Raw genomic sequence first — 17,907 nt, 5'->3', positions numbered from 1 at the left:
AAGCGCCTGTCGTCAGGCGCCCGGCGCCGCCGGCGCCGCCGGCTCGACCCCCGGCGGGGTCACGTTGAAGCAGCCGCGGTACGTCGCATAGAACGAGCAATACAGGATCGCCAGCATCAGCAGCGAATACGGCGTGACCAGGAACGACAGCACCGTCTCGGCGCCGAAGGCGCTGAACACCGCCTCCAGGAAGAACGGGATCGCCACCAGCAGCATCGCGAACAGCACCGCGTAGGTAAAGAACGCGCCGCGGTTGCGCCAGCATGCGGTCCAGCTGAAGAACAGCGCCTTGACCGGCGGCACGCCGTGCCAGGCGGCCAGCAGCGGTGCGAACCAGAACATCATCGCGATCGGCGTGTACAGCAGCGCGCCGATCAGCATGGCGTAGTACAGCTGGCGCACCGCCTCGGCGGTCGGCGCCTCTTCCTTCAGCACGATCGGCACCAGCGCGCTCATGTCGACCACCGCGCCGGCGATCAGGCCAAGAATGAACACCAGCCCGGCGTAGATGCCGCCCAGCACCAGCAGGTTGCGCGTGGCCTCCTTGCCGTTGGCGCGGAAGCCCGCCAGCAGCACGGTGGGCAGCACCCGCTTGTTCTGGATCACGTCGCGGCAGGCGGTCATCACGCCGACCGACAGCCCGGGCGTGACCACCAGCAGCGCGATGATGCCGATCAGCGGCACCACGATGGCCAGCTGCGCGGCGATCAGGTAGACGAACAGCAGCATCAGGAAGGTCAGCGGGTTCTTGCGGAACAGCCAGATGCCCTGGCGGAACCAGGTGTAGCCTTCCTTGGCAGGGACTTCCAGTAGTTGCATACGGGTCAGATCCAGGGGAGCGGGGCGCTCTCGGGGTTCGCGGGTTGTGCGTCCAGGCGCCGGCGCAGGATGCGTTCGAAATGGGTCGGATCGTGCGGCTGCAGCATGTCCGCCTCGCGCGGCAGGTAGAAGTCCCACAGCCGCGACACCCAGAAGCGCAGCGCGCCCGCGCGCAGCATGTCCTGCCAGTGCGCGGCCTCGGTCCCGGTCAGAGGCCTGACCGCATGATAAGCCCGCAGCAGCGCCTGCGCGCGTGCCGGGTCGAGTTCGCCGCTGGCGAGGTCGATGCACCAGTCGTTGACGGTGACCGCCAGGTCGAACAGCCACTTGTCGTTGCCGGCGAAGTAGAAATCGAAGAAGCCGCCCAGACGGTGGCGGCCGCTGGCGTCTTCCTCGAACAACGCGTTGTCGCGGAACAGGTCGCAGTGGCACGGGCCCTCGCCCAGGCTGGCGTACGCCGCGCTGGCGAAGAACGCCGCCTGGTGGGCGATCTCCCGTTGCAGCAGCGCGCGCTGGCCGGCATCGAGAAAGGGCAGGATCTCGCGCTCGGTCTGCTGCCACCACGGCAGGCTGCGCAGGTTGGGCTGGCGGCGCGGATAGTCGGCGCCGGCCAGGTGCATGCGCGCCAGCATGTCGCCGACTTCGGCGCAGTGCTGCGCGTCCGGCGCCAGCTGCGACGCGCCGGGCAGGCGCGTGACGATGGTGGCGGGCTTGCCCTTGAGCGGGCGCAGGATCTCGCCGTCGCGCGCCGGGATCGGCGCGGGCACGCGGATGCCGCGCTCGGCCAGGTGCGCCATCAGGTGCAGGTAATAGGGCAGCTGCGCGAACGACAGCCGCTCGAAGATGGTCAGCACGTACTGGCGCGTCTGCCCCGCGTGCTCCATGGTGAGGAAGAAATTGCTGTTCTCGATGCCCGAGGCGATGCCGCGCAGGTCGCGCACTTCGCCAAGGTCGAAATCCAGCAGCCAGCGTGCGATCTCGTCCTGCGAGACCGTGGTGAATACGGCCATACTTGTTGTGTGATGCGAATCGGAAAGCGGCGGGCGCGAGTTCCGGACAAAGTCCGGGCCGCCGCCGCGGCATGACTGCCGGAGGGCCGGCGCGGCCCGGCATCCAAGGCCGGGCCGTGGGCAAGCGGGTTCAGAACTTCAGGTTGACCGAAGGCACGCGGTTGACGTCATGCTCGCGGATCTTGGGCGAGCTGTCTTCCGGCTTGCTCATCTCGTACCTGGTGCCGAAGCCCGACCTGACCTGGATATCGGTGGCGCGTCCCTTGTCGCGGTACTCGCGCACCTGGGTGCCATCGCGTTCGTTCAGCTGGAAGCTCGGCTGGCGCGGCTGGTTCAGCTGCGACCTGGCGGCCGGGGCGATCGGCTGGTTGTTGATCTGGTTCAGCTCCTGCTGGGTCAGCGCATTGCTTTCCTGCGCGACGGCCCAGCCGGACGCCAGCGCCAGAGCGGCGGCCACTGCCGCGGCCAGGCCGGACACGGGCCGCCTGGCAGGCGATTCAGGCTCGCCGGCCACGGCGGCTGCGCGCGTGGACCGGACCGGGCGGACGGGAGAAGGGGAGGTCATCAGGTGCTCCTGTGCGGGCTGCGGCGCAAGCGGCACGCAGCGCCGCGGCATGCGGCGGTTGGACTGCAACCCGGTGGCGCCGGGCGTGGCAGACGGACAGGTTCCATTCTAGCAATTCCTGTCCCGCACAGGCCGCCGCCGTGCCCCGGGGGGCACCTGCGCCACGGCGCCGGGTGGCGCATGCGTGGCCGCGGCGCCCCGGCAAGCCCGGGACCGCGGATCGCGGCCTTACAGGTAGAACATCTCTTCCTTCGGCGGGATCGGCTTGTCGCCGCCGCGCTGCTCGTAATAGTCGTAGACCGCTTCCAGCACTTCGTGCGGCTCGTCGACGATCTTCATCAGGTCCAGGTCGTGCTCGGCGATCAGCCCCATCGGCAGCAGCGTGAAGCGGAACCAGTCCAGCAGGCCCTTCCAGAAGCGGCTGCCGAACATGATCACCGGCACCGAGCGCGACTTGCCGGTCTGCACCAGCGTCAGCACCTCGGCCAGCTCGTCGAGCGTGCCGAAGCCGCCCGGCATCACGATAAAGGCGTCCGAATTCTTGACGAAGGTGACCTTGCGGGTGAAGAAGTGGCGAAAGCGCATGGCAATGTCCTGGTACGGATTGCCCTGCTGCTCGTGCGGCAGTTCGATGTTCAGGCCGACGCTGGCGGACTTGCCCGCGTGCGCGCCCTTGTTGGCCGCTTCCATGATGCCGGGGCCGCCGCCGGAGATCACGGCAAAGCCCGCGTCCGAGAACAGCCGTGCGATCTCGATGGTGCGCTGGTAGTAGGGAGAGTCCTCGCGCAGGCGCGCGCTGCCGTAGATCGACACCGCCGGGCGGATCTCTGACAGGTACTCGGTGGCCTCGATGAACTCTGCCATAATCGTGAACATTTGCCACGAGGCGCGCGCCTTCTTTGCGGTTGCGCGGTCTTCGTCGGCCAGCGCACGCAGGCTGGGGATCATCTTGCGCGGATTGGCGCGCGCCGCCGCCGCAGCAGCCTTTTCAGCAGCAACTTCTGGCGGATTGCCGGCGGCGGCGGCATCGGCCGCAGCGGCAATGGCCGCGGCGTGCTCGGAGGCAGCCTCCGGCGGCGGTTGTACGGTATCGCCGGAGATATCAGCAACGTCCGGATCAGCAAGGGGGGCGGTCGAGGCACCGCCTGCAGCGGCACCAGTCAATTTTGAGTCCATGGGAATGTCGGATAGTCCAAAAACACTCTTGCTCGTCGATGGATCGAGCTATCTGTATCGCGCTTATCACGCTTTGCCGGACCTGAGGAATGGGGAGGGTCTGCCCACAGGGGCAATCTACGGCATGATCAACATGCTGCGCAAGTTGCGCAACGACTACCCGGCAGAGTATAGCGCCTGCGTGTTCGACGCCAAGGGCAAGACCTTCCGCGACGACCTGTATCCCGCCTACAAGGAACACCGCCCGTCGATGCCCGAGGACCTGGCGCGCCAGATCGAGCCGATCCACGAGGCCGTGCGCGCGCTGGGCTGGCCGATCGTGGTGGTCGACGGCGTCGAGGCCGACGACGTGATCGGCACATTGTCGCGCCAGGCCATGGAGCAGGGCGTGCGCACGGTGGTATCCACCGGCGACAAGGACCTGGCGCAGCTGGTCAACGAGCAGGTCACGCTGGTCAACACCATGAGCGGCGAGGTGCTCGACCCTGCCGGCGTGGTGGCCAAGTTCGGCGTGCCGCCCGAGCGCATCATCGACTATCTGTCGCTGATCGGCGATGCGGTGGACAACGTGCCGGGCGTGCCCAAGGTCGGCCCCAAGACCGCGGTCAAATGGCTGGCCGAGCATGGCTCGCTCGACGGCGTGATCGCGGCCGCGCCCGGCATCAAGGGCGTGGTCGGCGAGAACCTGCGCAACACGCTGGCATGGCTGCCGATGGCGCGCCGCCTGGTGACGGTCAAGACCGACTGCGACCTGAGCAAGTCGGTCGCCGATTTCCACGCGCTGCGCGAGACCGGCGAGGACAAGGAACAGCTGGTGGCGTTCTTCCAGCGCTATGGCTTCAAGACCTGGCTGCGCGAGGCCACCGGCGAAAGCCTGCCCGATGCGCGCGCCCAGGCCCGCGCCCGCGCCGCGGCCAGCGCGCCCGCGCAGGGCGGCCTGTTCGATGCGCCGGTGCCGTCGGCCGACGCCGGCGCGGCGCCGGCCGAGGACGCGGCGCCCACCGAGATCCGCTACGAGACCGTCACCACCGCGGGCATGCTGGAAGACTGGCTGCGGCGCATCGAATCCGCGCCGCTGGTGGCGATCGATACCGAGACCACCTCGCTCGATCCGATGCAGGCGCAGCTGGTCGGCATCTCGCTGTCGGCGGCGCCGGGCGAGGCCTGCTATATCCCGGTGGCGCACCGCGGCCCTGACGTGGCCGGCCTGCCCGAGCACGGCCAGCTTGCGCGCGAATTGGTGCTGGAGCGCATGCGCGCCTGGCTGGAGGATGCCAGCCGCCCCAAGCTCGGCCAGAACCTGAAGTACGACGTCCATGTGTTCGCCAACCACGGCATCAGGCTGCGCGGCATTGCACACGACACCATGCTCCAGAGCTACGTGCTGGCCTCGCACCGCAACCACGGCATGGACAGCCTGGCCGAGCGCCTGCTGAACCTGAAGACCATCACCTATGAAGAGGTGTGCGGCAAGGGCGCGAGCCAGATCGGCTTCGACCAGATCGACCTGGCCCGCGCCACCGAATACGCCGCCGAGGACGCCGACGTGACGCTGCGCCTGCATCGCAGGATGTTCCCGCAGGTCGAGGCCGCGGCGGGGCTGCGCCGGGTCTACGAAGAGATCGAGATGCCGGTCTCGGTGGTGCTGCAGAAGGTCGAGCGCAACGGCGTGCTGATCGACGCCGAACGCCTGGCGGCGCAGAGCGCCGAGCTGGGCCAGCGCATGCTGGCGCTGGAGCAGTCGGCCTACGAGGCCGCCGGCCAGCCGTTCAACCTGGGTTCGCCCAAGCAGATCGGCGAGATCCTGTTCAACCAGATGAAGCTGCCGGTGGTGAAGAAGACCGCCAGCGGCGCGCCCTCGACCGACGAAGAGGTGCTGCAGAAGCTGGCCGAGGACTACCCGCTGCCCAAGCTGCTGCTGGACTACCGCGCCCTGTCCAAGCTCAAGTCCACCTACACCGACAAGCTGCCGAAGATGGTCAACCCGCAGACCGGACGCGTGCACACCAGCTACGGCCAGGCCACCGCGGTGACCGGGCGGCTGGCGTCGACCGAGCCCAACCTGCAGAACATCCCGGTGCGCACCGAGGAAGGCCGCCGCATCCGCGAGGCCTTTATCGCCGAGCCGGGCAGCGTGATCGTGTCGGCCGACTATTCGCAGATCGAGCTGCGCATCATGGCCCATATCTCGGGCGACGAGAACCTGCTGCGCGCCTTCGCCAACGGCGAGGACATCCACCGCGCCACCGCCGCCGAGATCTTCGGCGTCGAGCGCGACGCCGTCAGCAGCGAGCAGCGCCGCTACGCCAAGGTGATCAACTTCGGCCTGATCTACGGCATGAGCGCGTTCGGGCTGGCCAGCAACCTGGGTATCGAGCGCGAGGCCGCCAAGCACTACATCGACCGCTACTTCATGCGCTACCCCGGCGTGGCGCATTACATGGAAGAGACCCGCCAGACCGCGCGCGAGCAGGGCTATGTCGAGACCGTGTTCGGCCGGCGCCTGTGGCTGCCCGATATCAACGGCGGCAGCGGCCCGCGCCGCCAGGCGGCCGAGCGCGCCGCCATCAACGCGCCGATGCAGGGCACCGCGGCCGACCTGATCAAGCTGTCGATGATCGCGGTGCAGGACTGGCTGGAGCGCGACGGCCTGCAGACCCGCCAGATCATGCAGGTCCACGATGAACTGGTGCTGGAGGTGCCCGAGCACGAGCTCGAACTGGTCAAGGCGCGCCTGCCCGAGCTGATGTGCACGGTGGCCGAGTTGCGCGTGCCGCTGGTGGCCGAGGTCGGCAGCGGCGCCAACTGGGAAGAAGCGCACTGAGGCCCGTTCCCGCGCGCCGGCGCCCGGCCGGCGCGCGGCCCCTGCGTGGTGGTATCGAATGAAGCGACTGCTGTGTCGGCGTGCGGTGCTTGCCAGTCATGCTGCAATGCAGCAGACTGTGGGAAACGCCTCAGCAAGCGCCGCAGGCTAAGCATTTATAAAAACGCAGCAGGTAGACCATGACAGAAACAAGGACGCACCGCATCGTCGTCGTCGGCGGCGGAGCAGGGGGGCTGGAACTGGTAACGAAGCTGGGCGACAAGCTCGGCCGCAAGGGCTCGGCGCAGGTGGTGCTGGTGGACCGCCTGCCCACCCATATCTGGAAGCCGCTGCTGCATGAGGTCGCCGCCGGCAGCATGGATCCCAACACCCACCAGCTCGAATACGCGGCGCAGGCGCGCTGGCATCATTTCGAATTCCAGCAGGGCGAGCTGACCGGCATCGACCGCAGCCGCAAGACCATCTCGGTGTCGGCCTGCGTCGACCAGGACGGTGCCGAGCTGCTGCCCGCGCGCGAACTGCCGTACGACACGCTGGTGCTGGCGATCGGCTGCGTCACGCATTTCTTCGGCGTGCCGGGCGCCCCCGAGCATGCCATTGCGCTGGACACCGTAGCCCAGGCCGAGCGCTTCCGCAAACGGCTGATCGCGGCCTGCGTGCGCGCCCAGAACGGGCGCGGCCGCGTCGGCGAGGACGGCCGCCCGCGCGTGGACGTGGCCATCATCGGCGCCGGCGCCACCGGCGTGGAACTGTCGGCGGAGCTGCGCAACACCGCGCACGTGCTCAGCGCCTACGGCCTGCACCGGCTCGATCCGCGCCGCGACGTGCGCATCCACGTGATCGAGGCCGGTCCGCGCATCCTGCCGGCGCTGTCCGAGCGGGTCTCGGCCGAGACCGCCAAGCTGCTGAAGAAGCTGGATGTCGACGTCTTCACCAGCGAGCGCGTGACCGAAGTCACGCCGCAGGCCGTGCTGACCGCCAGCGGCAAGACCATCGATGCCGACCTGACGGTATGGGCGGCCGGCATCACCGCGCCCGCGGTGCTGGCCAGCCTGGGCCTGCCGGTCAGCCGCCAGGGCCAGCTCGTGGTCGGCCCGACGCTGCAGAGCGAGGGCGACCCGGACATCTTTGCCTTTGGCGATTGCGCCAGCTGCCCGTGGCCCGAAAAGCAGACCTCGGTGCCGCCGCGCGCGCAGGCCGCGCACCAGCAGGCCACCTTCCTCTACGAGGCGCTGTGCGCGCGGCTGGCGGGGCGGCAGCTGCCGCAGTTCACCTTCAAGGACTTCGGCTCGCTGGTGTCGCTGGGACACTTCAGCGCGGTGGGCAGCCTGATGGGCGGGCTGATCGGCGGCTCGATGTTTATCGAAGGGCTGCTGGCGCGCTTCATGTACACCTCGCTGTACCGGATGCACGTGATGGCGCTGCACGGCGCGGTCGGGATGGCGCTGGACACCGTCTCGCACTGGCTGCGCAGCAAGACCAGTCCGCGCGTCAAGCTGCACTGACGCATGGCCCGGGCCCCCCGCTTGCGGGTGGGGGCGCCGGCGGCCTGCGCCGCCATGTTTTCTCCATGTCTGCTTAAAATCGGGCGCGGGCGCCGCGTGGCGGCCCAGCCACCAACGATCCTGGAGACAAGCATGCTCAAACCAGAAGTGGACAGCCTGGTCCCCGGCCAGACTTTCGACCGCCGCGGCTTCGTCAAGACCGCGCTGGGTTCCGCCTTTGCGGCCGCGGCCCTGCCGCTGATGGCGCAGCAGGCGATCAAGACCGATTTTGCCGGCCTGAACGCGGGCGAGGTCACCGTCCCGTCGGGCGGCTTCAGCATGCCGGCCTACCGCGCCCAGCCGGAAGGAAAGAAAAACCTGCCGGTGGTGCTGGTGGTCAGCGAGATCTTCGGCGTGCACGAGCATATCGCCGACGTGTGCCGGCGCTTTGCCAAGCTGGGCTACCTGGCGATCGCGCCCGAGCTGTTCGCGCGCCAGGGCGATCCGCAGAGTTTCGGCACCATCCAGGAACTGCAGCGCGAGCTGATCGCCAGGGTGCCCGACGCGCAGGTAATGGGCGACCTCGATGCGGCCGTGGCCTGGGCCGGCGCCAATGGCGGCGATGTCTCGCGCCTGGCCATTACCGGCTTTTGCTGGGGCGGCCGCATGACCTGGCTCTACGCCGCGCACAGCCAGCGCCTGAAGGCGGGCGTGGCCTGGTACGGCCAGCTGGCGCCCGAGCCGACGCCGATCAAGCCGAAGAATCCCATTGACCTGGTCAGCCAGCTCCATGCGCCGGTCCTGGGCCTGTACGGCGGCAAGGACACCGGCATCCCGCTGGAGCAGGTGGACCGGATGAAGGCCGCGCTGGCGACGTCGTCCGATCCGGACGCCAAACGCTCGCGCTTTATCGTCTACCCCGAATCCGGCCACGCCTTCCATGCGGACTACCGGCCCAGCTACCGCGAGGCCGATGCCAGGGACGGCTGGCAGAAGTGCGTGGACTGGTTCAGGCAGTACGGCGTCGCCTGACCTGGCAGGCGGCCCCCGCCCGTGGAGGCGGCCGACGGCAGGATTGCAAAGTCCCGGCGGATACGTACAATGCGGCCTTTGAGTTATTGCAACATTGTTGCGTTTGCCGCCCGGCGCGATGCGGGCGGAACGGCGGGGCCGCCCGGCACCGCCACCCCGGGAGCCCATCATCCATTCGACGCTTTTGTATATCCTGCTCGCCGCCACGATCTCGGGGGTGGGCAGCATCTTCGGGGCGGCGCTGCTGTCGCTGACGGTGGCGTCGCGCGTGGTCGAGCGCATGGTGAGCTTCTCGGTGGGCGTGCTGCTGGCCACCGCGCTGCTGCATTCACTGCCCGAGGCGTTCGAGTCCGGCGCCGATCCGCGCGCGCTGTTCGGCACCTTGCTGGCGGGGCTGCTGGGTTTCTTCCTGCTGGAAAAGCTCTCGTTGCTGCGCCATTCGCACCATCACGAGGGCGACGGGCACCACCACCACCACGGCCATGACCGCGAGGAAGCCGGCCGCAGCGGCCTGACCATCCTGGTCGGCGACACCTTCCACAACTTCGCCGACGGCATCGTGATCGCGGCGGCGTTCCTGGCCGACCCGCATATCGGCGTGGTCACCGCGCTGGCGATCGCGGCGCACGAGATCCCGCAGGAAGTGGGCGACTTTATCGTGCTGCTCAATGCCGGCTTCTCCAAGGCGCGCGCCTTTGCCTTCAACCTGCTGTCGAGCCTGGCGGCGATTGCCGGCGGTGTGGTGGGGTATTTCCTGCTCGACCAGCTGAGCGGGTGGATCCCCTACGTGCTGGTGATCGCCGCCAGCAGCTTTATCTATATCGCCGTCAGCGACCTGATGCCGCAGATGCAGCGCAAGCCGCGCTGGCGCGAATCGGCGATCCAGGTGGTGCTGGTCGCCGCCGGGATCTCGGCCATCGTCTTCATCACCAATGGCGTGCACGAGCGGCACAGCCAGGTCGGGCACGGCCACGACGGGCACAGTCACGCCGCGCCCGTCGCGTCGTCACGCTAGCCGGCTCAGGCCGCCCCGGTGGCAACCGGACGCGCCGGGTCGGCGCACCATTCGCTCCACGATCCCGGATACAGCGCCGCGCCGCCGAGGCCCGCGGCTTCAAGCGCCAGCAGGTTGTGACACGCGGTCACGCCCGAGCCGCACTGCATCACCGCCTGTGAGGCGGCATGCGTGCCCAGCACCGCGCCGAATTCGGCGCGCAGGGTCTCGGCGGGCTTGAAGCGGCCTTCCGCATCCAGGTTGTGCTTGAAGAAGCGGTTGACCGCGCCCGGGATATGGCCGCCGACCGGATCCAGGGTTTCGTTCTCGCCGCGGAAGCGATCGGGAGCGCGCGCATCGACCACCAGCAGCCGGCCCTGGCCGAGATTGTCGACCAGTGTGTCCGCATCGACGGTCGGCACCAGCGACTTGCCGCGGCGAAGCTTGCCCGGAAACTCGGGCTCTGCCGCGGCATCGTGCTCCAGCGGCAGGCCGGCCTTGACCCAGGCGTCCTTGCCGCCGTCGAGCACGGCCACGGCGTCGTGGCCGATCCAGCGCAGCAGCCACCACAGCCGCGCGGCGAACATGCCGCTCTGGGCGTCGTAGGCGACCACCGGGGTGTCGTCGTCGATGCCGAGTGCCTGCAGGCGCGCGACCAGGTCGTCGGCGTCCGGCAGCGGATGGCGGCCGTTGCGCCCGGTCTTGGGGCCGGACAGCTCGTTGTCCAGGTGCAGGTAGAAGGCGCCTGGCAGGTGACCGGTGCGGTAGGTCTCGCGGCCGGCGGCGGGGTCGGCCAGGTCGAAGCTGCAGTCGATCACGACGCAGCGGCCGGGGCCGGCCAGCAGAGACTGCAGCGCGGTGACGGAAATCAGCGGTTTCTGCATGGGAATCCTGTAGCGAACGGAGGGAAAAATCCAGGGCGGTCGGGCTTACCGAATGCTACACCTCGGGGTGCACTTCCGCCTCCGGCGACTTGACCGGCGTGGCCGGCGTGGGCTTGGCGTCGGTGCCCTGGCGCGCGCGCATCAGCGTGGTGGCGATGCCACTGGCGATGATCAGCGCCATGCCCAGCCACGACAGCCAGTTCAGGCGATCCGACCAGATCAGCATGCCCCACACGCTGGAGAAGACGATGCCGGCGTATTGCAGGTTGGCGGTCAGCAGGGTGTTGCCGCGCTTGTAGGCGCGGGTCATCGCGGTCTGGCCGAGCGTGGCCAGGATGCCGATCGCCAGCAGCAGGCCGGCGCCATACCAGGTATGCGGGCTGGTGCCGCCCAGCAGCATCCACACCAGCCCGGCGATCATGCCGACCAGCGAGAAATAGAACACGATGCGGCCTTCGGGCTCGCCCAGCTGGCCGAGCTGGCGCACCTCGACATAGGCCAGTGCGGTAAAGATGCCCGAGATCAGCCCGACCAGGCCGCCGGTCAGCTGGTCCTTGCCCACCGACGGCTGCAGCAGGCAGATCACCCCGGCAAACGACAGCAGGATGGCCAGCACCAGGCGGCGGTCGGCATTGCCGCCGGTGCCGGCCAGCGCCGCGCTGGCGCCCAGGATCAGCGCGATCCACACCGGCGACATGTAGTTCAGCGTCATCGCGGTGGCCAGCGGCAGCAGCGAGATCGAGGTGAACCACAGCATCAGCGAAGTCACGCCGAACACGCTGCGCTTGATATGCGACAGCATGTACGGGGTGCGCACCGAGACCCCGCGCGAGGACAGCAGCACCCACATGATCACCACGCTGATCAGGCCGCGGTAGAACACGATCTCGCCGGTGGTGTACAGGTCGGACGCCAGCTTGACGCCAACCCCCATCAGCGAAAAGGCGAAGGCGGCGAACAGCATCCAGAGCGATTGCATGGCGAGGGCGCGTGAAGCGGGCAGGAGCGAAGGAGAGGAGGCCGGTGCGCGAGCGGGGCTCTGCGGCCCCGCGCCGATCGCGCCGGCCAATGATTCTAGCAGCGCACATCGCCAGCCAAAGCAAAACGGACCGCCGAGGCGGTCCGTTCAGAGCTTGCGTTGTGCGTTGATCGCACTGCCGACGTGGCCGGCTAGCCCGCGTAGGCCATGGCGCGGCGGTACCACTCGTGGAAGTGCTGCATGCCGTCTTCCATCGGCGACTGGTACGGGCCGACCTCGCTGGTGCCGCGCTTGAGCAGCGCCAGGCGGCCGGCATCCATGCGCTCGGCGATCTCGTCGTCCTCGATGCAGGTTTCCATGTAGGCGGCGCGCTCGGCCTCGACGAACTCGCGCTCGAACAGCGCGATTTCCTCGGGGTAGTAGAACTCCACCACATTGCGGGTCTTGCGCGGGCCGAGCGGGTGCAGCGTCGAGATCACCAGCACGTTCGGGTACCACTCCACCATGATGTTGGGGTAGTAGGTCAGCCAGATCGCGCCGTGCTTGGGCAGCACGCCATCATTGAAGCGCAGCACCGCGTCGTGCCATTTCTGGTACGTCGGGCTGCCGGGGCGCTTCAGGCCGGCGTGCAGGCCCACGGTCTGCACGCTGTGCCATTCGCCGAATTCCCACTTGAGGTCGTCGCACGAGACGAAGCTGCCCAGACCCGGGTGAAACGGCACCACGTGGTAGTCCTCGAGGTAGACCTCGATGAAGGTCTTCCAGTTGTAGTCGCACTCGTGCACCTCGACATGGTCGAGCATGTAGCCGTCGAAGTTCAGGTCCTGCGCCACGCCCAGCCGCGCCAGGTCGGCGCGCACGTCGCGCGGGCCCTCGAACAGCAGGCCGTTCCAGTTCTGCAGCGGCGAGCGCTTCAGGTGCAGGCAGGGTTGCTGCTCGAAATGCGGCGCGCCGAGCAGTTCGCCCTTGAGGTTGTAGGTCCAGCGGTGCAGGGGGCAGACGATGTTCTGCTGGTTGCCGCGGCCGTTCAGCATGATGGCCTGGCGGTGGCGGCAGACGTTGGACATCAGCTCGACGCCGGCGGCGTTGCGCACCAGCATGCGGCCTTCGTCCTCGGCCTTGAGCGTGTGGTAGTCGCCGGTCTCCGGGACCATCAGTTCGTGGCCGACATAGCCCGGGCCATTGCTGAACAGCAGTTCGAGTTCTTGTTGATGCAGCGCTTCGTCGAAGTAGACGCCGACGGGCAGTTGCGAATCAGCCGGCGCCAGGTTGAGCGCGGTGCTGAGATTGGACATTATCCCCACTCCCAGATGAACAGGTGAAAGCAGTGAACAACCCAACCATCGAAAATGGAATCGATTTGGGAAAGACTGACCGCCCGGCGAGGATGCACTTGCAACCCCTGGCGGCGAACGAAAGATTGTACCCGACCCGAAAAGTTAAGGGACTGATTTTTTTGCCTTTTTAGCGAAAAAGTCGACCCGGGTCGTCATCGGGGTGCCGTACCGGCCGCATTCGGAAAGACGACCCGAGCGCACAAGTCACTTCCGCAGCGGAAGCACCCGATCGGGGCACCGTATCCCCCTGCAAGATGGGGGCAGGCGCGCGCTTTGGCGTAAAATCCGGGCTTCCCCATCCGGGTTTCCCCCGGTTCCAGATCCCAGGGCCTGATATGCCAACAACGACGACCGCTCCGGTCCAGACCGACAACCCCGCCGACGCCGCCTCGGCGCCGCCCGCCTCCTACGAGGCGGCGATGGCCGAACTGGAGACGCTGGTGGCCAGCATGGAAAGCGGCGAGCTGCCGCTCGAGGCCTCGCTGGCGGCATACCGCCGCGGCGCCGAGCTGGTGCGCTACTGCCAGCAGAAGCTGGAGCGGGTGGAGCAGCAGGTGCGGGTGCTGGAGGGCGACGCGCTCAGGCCGCTGGCGGGCGAGGCCAACGGTGCCAATGGCGCACCGGGGACGGACGAGGCATGAGCGACTTCGCACAATGGATGCAGGCGCAGGGCGCCCGCACCGAGGCCGCCCTGCAGGCCGCGCTGCCCGACGCCGGCACGGTGCCGCATACGCTGCATGAAGCGATGCGCTATGCTGCGCTGGGCGGCGGCAAGCGCGTGCGCCCGCTGCTGGTCCATGCCGCCGGCGAGGTCAGCGGCGCGGCGCCGGCGGCCTGCGACGCGGCCGCCTGCGCGGTGGAGATGATCCACGCCTACTCGCTGGTCCACGACGACATGCCGTGCATGGACGACGACGACCTGCGCCGCGGCCGCCCGACCGTGCACAAGGCCTATGACGAGGCCACCGCGCTGCTGGTCGGCGATGCGCTGCAGACCCAGGCCTTCATCGTGCTGGCGGAGGCCGGGCCGATCGCGCCCGCGGTGCGGCTGCAGCTGGTGGCGGAACTGGCGCGGGCGTCGGGCTCGGCCGGCATGGCCGGCGGCCAGGCGATCGACCTGCAGAACGTGGGCCGCGCCATGACGCGTGACGCGCTCGAGGCCATGCACCGCATGAAGACCGGCGCGCTGCTGCGCGCCAGCGTCCGCATGGGCGCGCTGTGCGGCGAGATCGATGCCACTGGCCTGGCCGCGCTGGACCGCTACGCGGCGGCGGTGGGATTGGCGTTCCAGGTCGTAGACGATATTCTGGACGTCACTGCCGATACCGCGACGCTGGGCAAGACCGCCGGCAAGGACGCCGCCCACGACAAGCCGACCTACGTGTCGCTGCTGGGGCTGGACGCGGCCCGCGAACTGGCCGGGTCGCTGCGCGCCGAGGCGTACGAGGCGCTGGCCGGCTTCGGCGAGCGCGCCGCGCGCCTGCGCGACCTGGCGGACCTGATCGTGCTGCGCACGCATTAAACTAGAGCCGGCCGAACGGACATCATGACCTACGCACTCCTCAACAAGATTGACGCCCCCGCGGACCTGCGCAAGCTCGACCGGCGCGAGCTCCAGACCCTGGCCGACGAACTGCGCGCCTACGTGCTGGAGTCGGTCTCGCAGACGGGCGGCCACCTGTCGTCCAACCTGGGCACGGTCGAACTGACCATCGCGCTGCACTATGTCTTCAACACCCCCGACGACCGGCTGGTGTGGGACGTGGGCCACCAGAGCTATCCGCACAAGATCCTGACCGGGCGCCGCGAACGCATGCGCACGCTGCGCCAGTGGGGCGGCATCTCGGGCTTCCCGCGCCGCAGCGAGAGCGAATACGACACCTTCGGCACCGCGCATTCGTCGACCTCGATCTCGGCCGCGCTGGGCATGGCGCTGGGCGCGCGCACGCAGGGCCAGAAGCGGGTCTCGGTGGCGGTGATCGGCGACGGCGCGATGACCGCGGGCATGGCCTTCGAGGCGCTCAACAACGCCGGGGTCTACAAGGACCTGCCGCTGGTGGTGGTGCTCAACGACAACGACATGTCGATCTCGCCGCCGGTGGGCGCGCTCAACCGCCACCTGGCACGGCTGCTGAGCGGCCAGTTCTACGCCGCCACCAAGAAGGGCATCGAGAAGGTGCTGTCGGTGGCGCCGCCGGTGCTGGAGTTCGCCAAGCGCTTCGAGGAGCATGCCAAGGGCATGATGGTGCCGGCCACGCTGTTCGAGGAATTCGGCTTCAACTACATCGGCCCGATCGACGGCCACGACCTGAATTCGCTGGTGCCGACGCTGCAGAACATCCGCGAGCGCGCGCTCGAAGGCGGCGGCCCGCAGTTCCTGCACGTGGTCACCAAGAAGGGTCAGGGCTACAAGCTGGCCGAGGCCGACCCGATCCTCTACCACGGCCCCGGCAAGTTCAATCCGGCCGAAGGCATCCGCCCGGCCGCCAAGCCTGCGCGCAAGACCTACACCCAGGTGTTCGGCGACTGGCTGTGCGACATGGCCGCGGCCGACAAGCGCCTGGTCGGCATCACGCCGGCGATGCGGGAAGGCTCGGGCATGGTCGAGTTCGAGCAGCGCTTCCCCGACCGCTACTACGACGTCGGCATCGCCGAGCAGCATGCGGTGACCTTCGCCGGCGGCCTGGCGTGCGAGGGCCTGAAGCCGGTGGTGGCGATCTACTCGACCTTCCTGCAGCGCGGCTACGACCAGCTGATCCACGACGTGGCGCTGCAGAACCTGCCGGTGGTGTTCGCGCTGGACCGCGCCGGCCTGGTCGGCGCCGACGGCGCGACGCACGCGGGCGCCTACGATATCGCCTACCTGCGCTGCATCCCCAACATGATGGTGATGACGCCGTCCGACGAGAACGAGTGCCGCCAGTTGCTGACCACGGCGTTCCAGCAGGACGGCCCGAGCGCGGTGCGCTATCCGCGAGGTTCCGGCCCGGGCGCGGCGATCGCCGCCGACCTGGCGCCGGTGCCGGTGGGCAAGGGCGTGGTGCGCCGCGAGGGCGGCGCGCGCGCCGGGCATCGCGTCGCCATGCTGGCGTTCGGCTCGATGGTGCAGCCGGCGCTGGGCGCGGCGCAGGCGCTGGACGCCACCGTGGCCGACATGCGCTTCGTCAAGCCGCTCGACGTGGCGCTGGTGCGGCGCCTGGCCGCCGACCATGACTACCTGGTGACAGTGGAAGAGGGCAGCGTGATGGGCGGCGCCGGCAGCGCCGTGCTCGAGGCCCTGGCCGAGGCCGGCGTCGACAAGCCGGTGCTGACGCTGGGCCTGCCCGACCGCTTCGTCGACCATGGCGACCCGGCCTTCCTGCTGCAGCAATGCGGCCTCGACGCGGCCGGCATCGAGCGCTCGGTGCGCGAGCGTTTCGGGCTCGACCAGCCGCAGGTCACGGTCGCCTCGCGCGTGGCCTGATCACCTGCCATCCCGAGGGGATTCGGGCCGTCGCGCCACGGGTGCGTCCGAATTCCCTTACACTCCGATTTTTGTGTTCGCAGCTGCGGGTCGGCACGCCAGTGCCGGGTCCCGTGGTTTCACACTCGTTGCGCGGCATGGAGGAACTGCGAAAATGCCGCGACCGTAAGGGCTTGCGCCCGACTGCGCAACCCTGGAGGAAACCGTAGATGAATGACATCCACCCCGCCTTCGTGATGCCCGACGTCCAGTCGAGCCCCGACACCCGCCAGATTCCGATCCAGCGTGTCGGCGTGAAGGGCGTGCGCTATCCCGTGACCCTGAAAACCCCGACCGGCATCGTGCCGACCGTCGGCACCTTCAACCTCGACGTGCACCTGCCCGCCGAGCAGAAGGGCACGCATATGTCGCGCTTCGTCGCGCTGCTGGAAGAAGAGCGCGCGCCGCTGGAGCTGGCCAGCTTCCGGCTGATGCTGGACAAGATGCTGGAGAAGCTCGAAGCCGAGGCCGGCCGCATCGAGGTCACGTTCCCGTACTTCATCAGCAAGGTCGCGCCGGTGTCGGGCGTGGAGTCGCTGCTGGACTACGAGGTCACGCTGACCGGCGAAGTGCGCAACGGCGCCACGCGGGTGTTCCTGAAGGCGCTGGTGCCGGTGACCAGCCTGTGCCCGTGCTCGAAGAAGATCTCGCAGTACGGCGCGCACAACCAGCGCTCGCATATCACCATGAACGTCGAGCTGGCCGGCGAGCTGCCGGTCGAAGCGCTGGTGCGCATGGCCGAGGAAGAGGCGTCGTGCGAACTGTGGGGGCTGCTCAAGCGGCCCGACGAAAAGTTCGTCACCGAACGTGCCTACGAGAATCCCAAGTTCGTCGAGGACCTGGTGCGCGACATCGCCATGCGTCTCAATGCGGACGAGCGCATCGTGGCCTATGTGCTGGAGGCGGAGAACTTCGAGTCGATCCACAACCACAGCGCGTATGCGGTGATCGAGCGGGACAAGCGCGTCGATTGATGGGGTTGTCGCGGTAAGAAAAAAAGCCACCAAAGGTGGCTTTTTTTTGGTTCTTCGAAGAATTCCGGGGCCTGATTTGCCACATTCCGTATCCTAATGGCCGTTAAGACGGTCATAGGGAACGGGATGCTGGATCGGAAGACGCTGCAGGCGTTGGGCTGCTGGGATGGCTACAAGCTGGATCTGGTGGTATGGCCAGAAGGGGAAAGCCGTACGCTGGCGCTGTACCTGAAGCCGGTCAGCAAGGTAATGTACTGCGAGGAATGCGGATCGAAGTGTCGGCAGGTCCATGAGACGGTGGTGCGGCGCGTGCGGGATCTTCCGCTG

The 17,907-nt window shown here is 68.3% G+C and carries 15 protein-coding genes and 1 pseudogene; 9 read left to right on the top strand and 7 right to left on the bottom strand.

The annotated features are described in order from the left end of the window. Positions 1-12: 12 nt before the first annotated feature. The 4 genes from A3AG_RS0102080 to A3AG_RS31235 form a co-directional block, all read right to left on the bottom strand. Positions 13-819 carry a BPSS1780 family membrane protein gene (locus A3AG_RS0102080; protein ID WP_018003876.1) on the bottom strand — a complete coding sequence of 269 codons (807 nt, stop codon included), beginning with the start codon at positions 817-819 and terminating at the stop codon, positions 13-15. Between the two features lie 5 nt (positions 820-824). Next, positions 825-1,829: a homoserine kinase gene (locus A3AG_RS0102075; protein ID WP_018003875.1), complete on the bottom strand. Its 1,005-nt coding sequence runs from the start codon at positions 1,827-1,829 to the stop codon at positions 825-827. Positions 1,830-1,959: 130 nt separating this feature from the next. Further along, positions 1,960-2,394, bottom strand: coding sequence for a membrane protein (locus A3AG_RS0102070; RefSeq protein ID WP_026163868.1), 435 nt, complete (start codon positions 2,392-2,394; stop codon positions 1,960-1,962). Between the two features lie 228 nt (positions 2,395-2,622). Beyond that, positions 2,623-3,570, bottom strand: coding sequence for an LOG family protein (locus tag A3AG_RS31235; protein WP_012353484.1), 948 nt, complete (start codon positions 3,568-3,570; stop codon positions 2,623-2,625). 4 nt (positions 3,571-3,574) lie between these two features. Here A3AG_RS31235 and polA point away from each other — a divergent pair, with 4 nt between their 5' ends. The 4 genes from polA to A3AG_RS0102045 all read left to right on the top strand — a co-directional run bounded on the left by polA (position 3,575) and on the right by A3AG_RS0102045 (position 9,925). After that, entirely contained in the window at positions 3,575-6,394 is a 2,820-nt protein-coding gene (polA, locus tag A3AG_RS0102060) for a DNA polymerase I (protein WP_018003873.1), read from the top strand. 179 nt (positions 6,395-6,573) lie between these two features. Then, complete coding sequence (locus A3AG_RS0102055; RefSeq protein ID WP_018003872.1) at positions 6,574-7,899, top strand: NAD(P)/FAD-dependent oxidoreductase; 1,326 nt, start codon at positions 6,574-6,576, stop codon at positions 7,897-7,899. A gap of 132 nt (positions 7,900-8,031) precedes the next feature. Beyond that, positions 8,032-8,910, top strand: coding sequence for a dienelactone hydrolase family protein (locus A3AG_RS0102050; RefSeq protein WP_018003871.1), 879 nt, complete (start codon positions 8,032-8,034; stop codon positions 8,908-8,910). A gap of 118 nt (positions 8,911-9,028) precedes the next feature. Then, positions 9,029-9,925 (top strand): ZIP family metal transporter, encoded by an 897-nt coding sequence (locus A3AG_RS0102045; protein WP_018003870.1) that lies wholly within the window; start codon positions 9,029-9,031, stop codon positions 9,923-9,925. 5 nt (positions 9,926-9,930) lie between these two features. Here the strand turns inward: A3AG_RS0102045 and A3AG_RS0102040 are convergent, their stop codons facing one another. The 3 genes from A3AG_RS0102040 to A3AG_RS0102030 all read right to left on the bottom strand — a co-directional run bounded on the left by A3AG_RS0102040 (position 9,931) and on the right by A3AG_RS0102030 (position 13,062). Further along, a complete protein-coding gene (locus A3AG_RS0102040; RefSeq protein WP_018003869.1) occupies positions 9,931-10,788 on the bottom strand; it encodes a sulfurtransferase in 858 nt (285 codons plus the stop codon). Positions 10,789-10,843: 55 nt separating this feature from the next. Further along, complete coding sequence (locus tag A3AG_RS0102035; RefSeq protein ID WP_018003868.1) at positions 10,844-11,767, bottom strand: DMT family transporter; 924 nt, start codon at positions 11,765-11,767, stop codon at positions 10,844-10,846. A 191-nt stretch (positions 11,768-11,958) separates the two neighbouring features. Beyond that, positions 11,959-13,062, bottom strand: a complete 1,104-nt coding sequence (locus A3AG_RS0102030) for an aromatic ring-hydroxylating oxygenase subunit alpha (protein ID WP_018003867.1) — start codon at positions 13,060-13,062, stop codon at positions 11,959-11,961. A gap of 377 nt (positions 13,063-13,439) precedes the next feature. Here A3AG_RS0102030 and A3AG_RS0102025 point away from each other — a divergent pair, with 377 nt between their 5' ends. The 5 genes and pseudogenes from A3AG_RS0102025 to A3AG_RS0102005 all read left to right on the top strand — a co-directional run. Continuing rightward, positions 13,440-13,745 (top strand): exodeoxyribonuclease VII small subunit, encoded by a 306-nt coding sequence (locus A3AG_RS0102025; protein WP_018003866.1) that lies wholly within the window; start codon positions 13,440-13,442, stop codon positions 13,743-13,745. Continuing rightward, entirely contained in the window at positions 13,742-14,626 is an 885-nt protein-coding gene (locus tag A3AG_RS0102020) for a polyprenyl synthetase family protein (protein ID WP_018003865.1), read from the top strand. The genes A3AG_RS0102025 and A3AG_RS0102020 overlap by 4 nt, the downstream gene beginning before the upstream one ends. Positions 14,627-14,650: 24 nt before the next feature. Then, the gene (gene dxs, locus A3AG_RS0102015) at positions 14,651-16,567 is read left to right on the top strand and encodes a 1-deoxy-D-xylulose-5-phosphate synthase (RefSeq protein WP_018003864.1); all 1,917 of its coding nucleotides are present in this window, start codon (positions 14,651-14,653) and stop codon (positions 16,565-16,567) included. A 209-nt stretch (positions 16,568-16,776) separates the two neighbouring features. Next, on the top strand, positions 16,777-17,580 hold the full coding sequence (gene folE2, locus A3AG_RS0102010) for a GTP cyclohydrolase FolE2 (protein WP_018003863.1): 804 nt from the start codon (positions 16,777-16,779) through the stop codon (positions 17,578-17,580). Between the two features lie 126 nt (positions 17,581-17,706). Further along, positions 17,707-17,907 (top strand): annotated as a pseudogene (locus A3AG_RS0102005) (ISL3 family transposase); the annotation flags it as partial.

Origin of the sequence: Cupriavidus neocaledonicus (genome assembly GCF_000372525.1) — a bacterium.
Taxonomy (GTDB): Bacteria; Pseudomonadota; Gammaproteobacteria; order Burkholderiales; family Burkholderiaceae; genus Cupriavidus; species Cupriavidus neocaledonicus.
The sequence above is the reverse complement of the archived record's forward strand: the minus strand, read 5'-3'. Positions and strand labels throughout refer to the sequence as shown.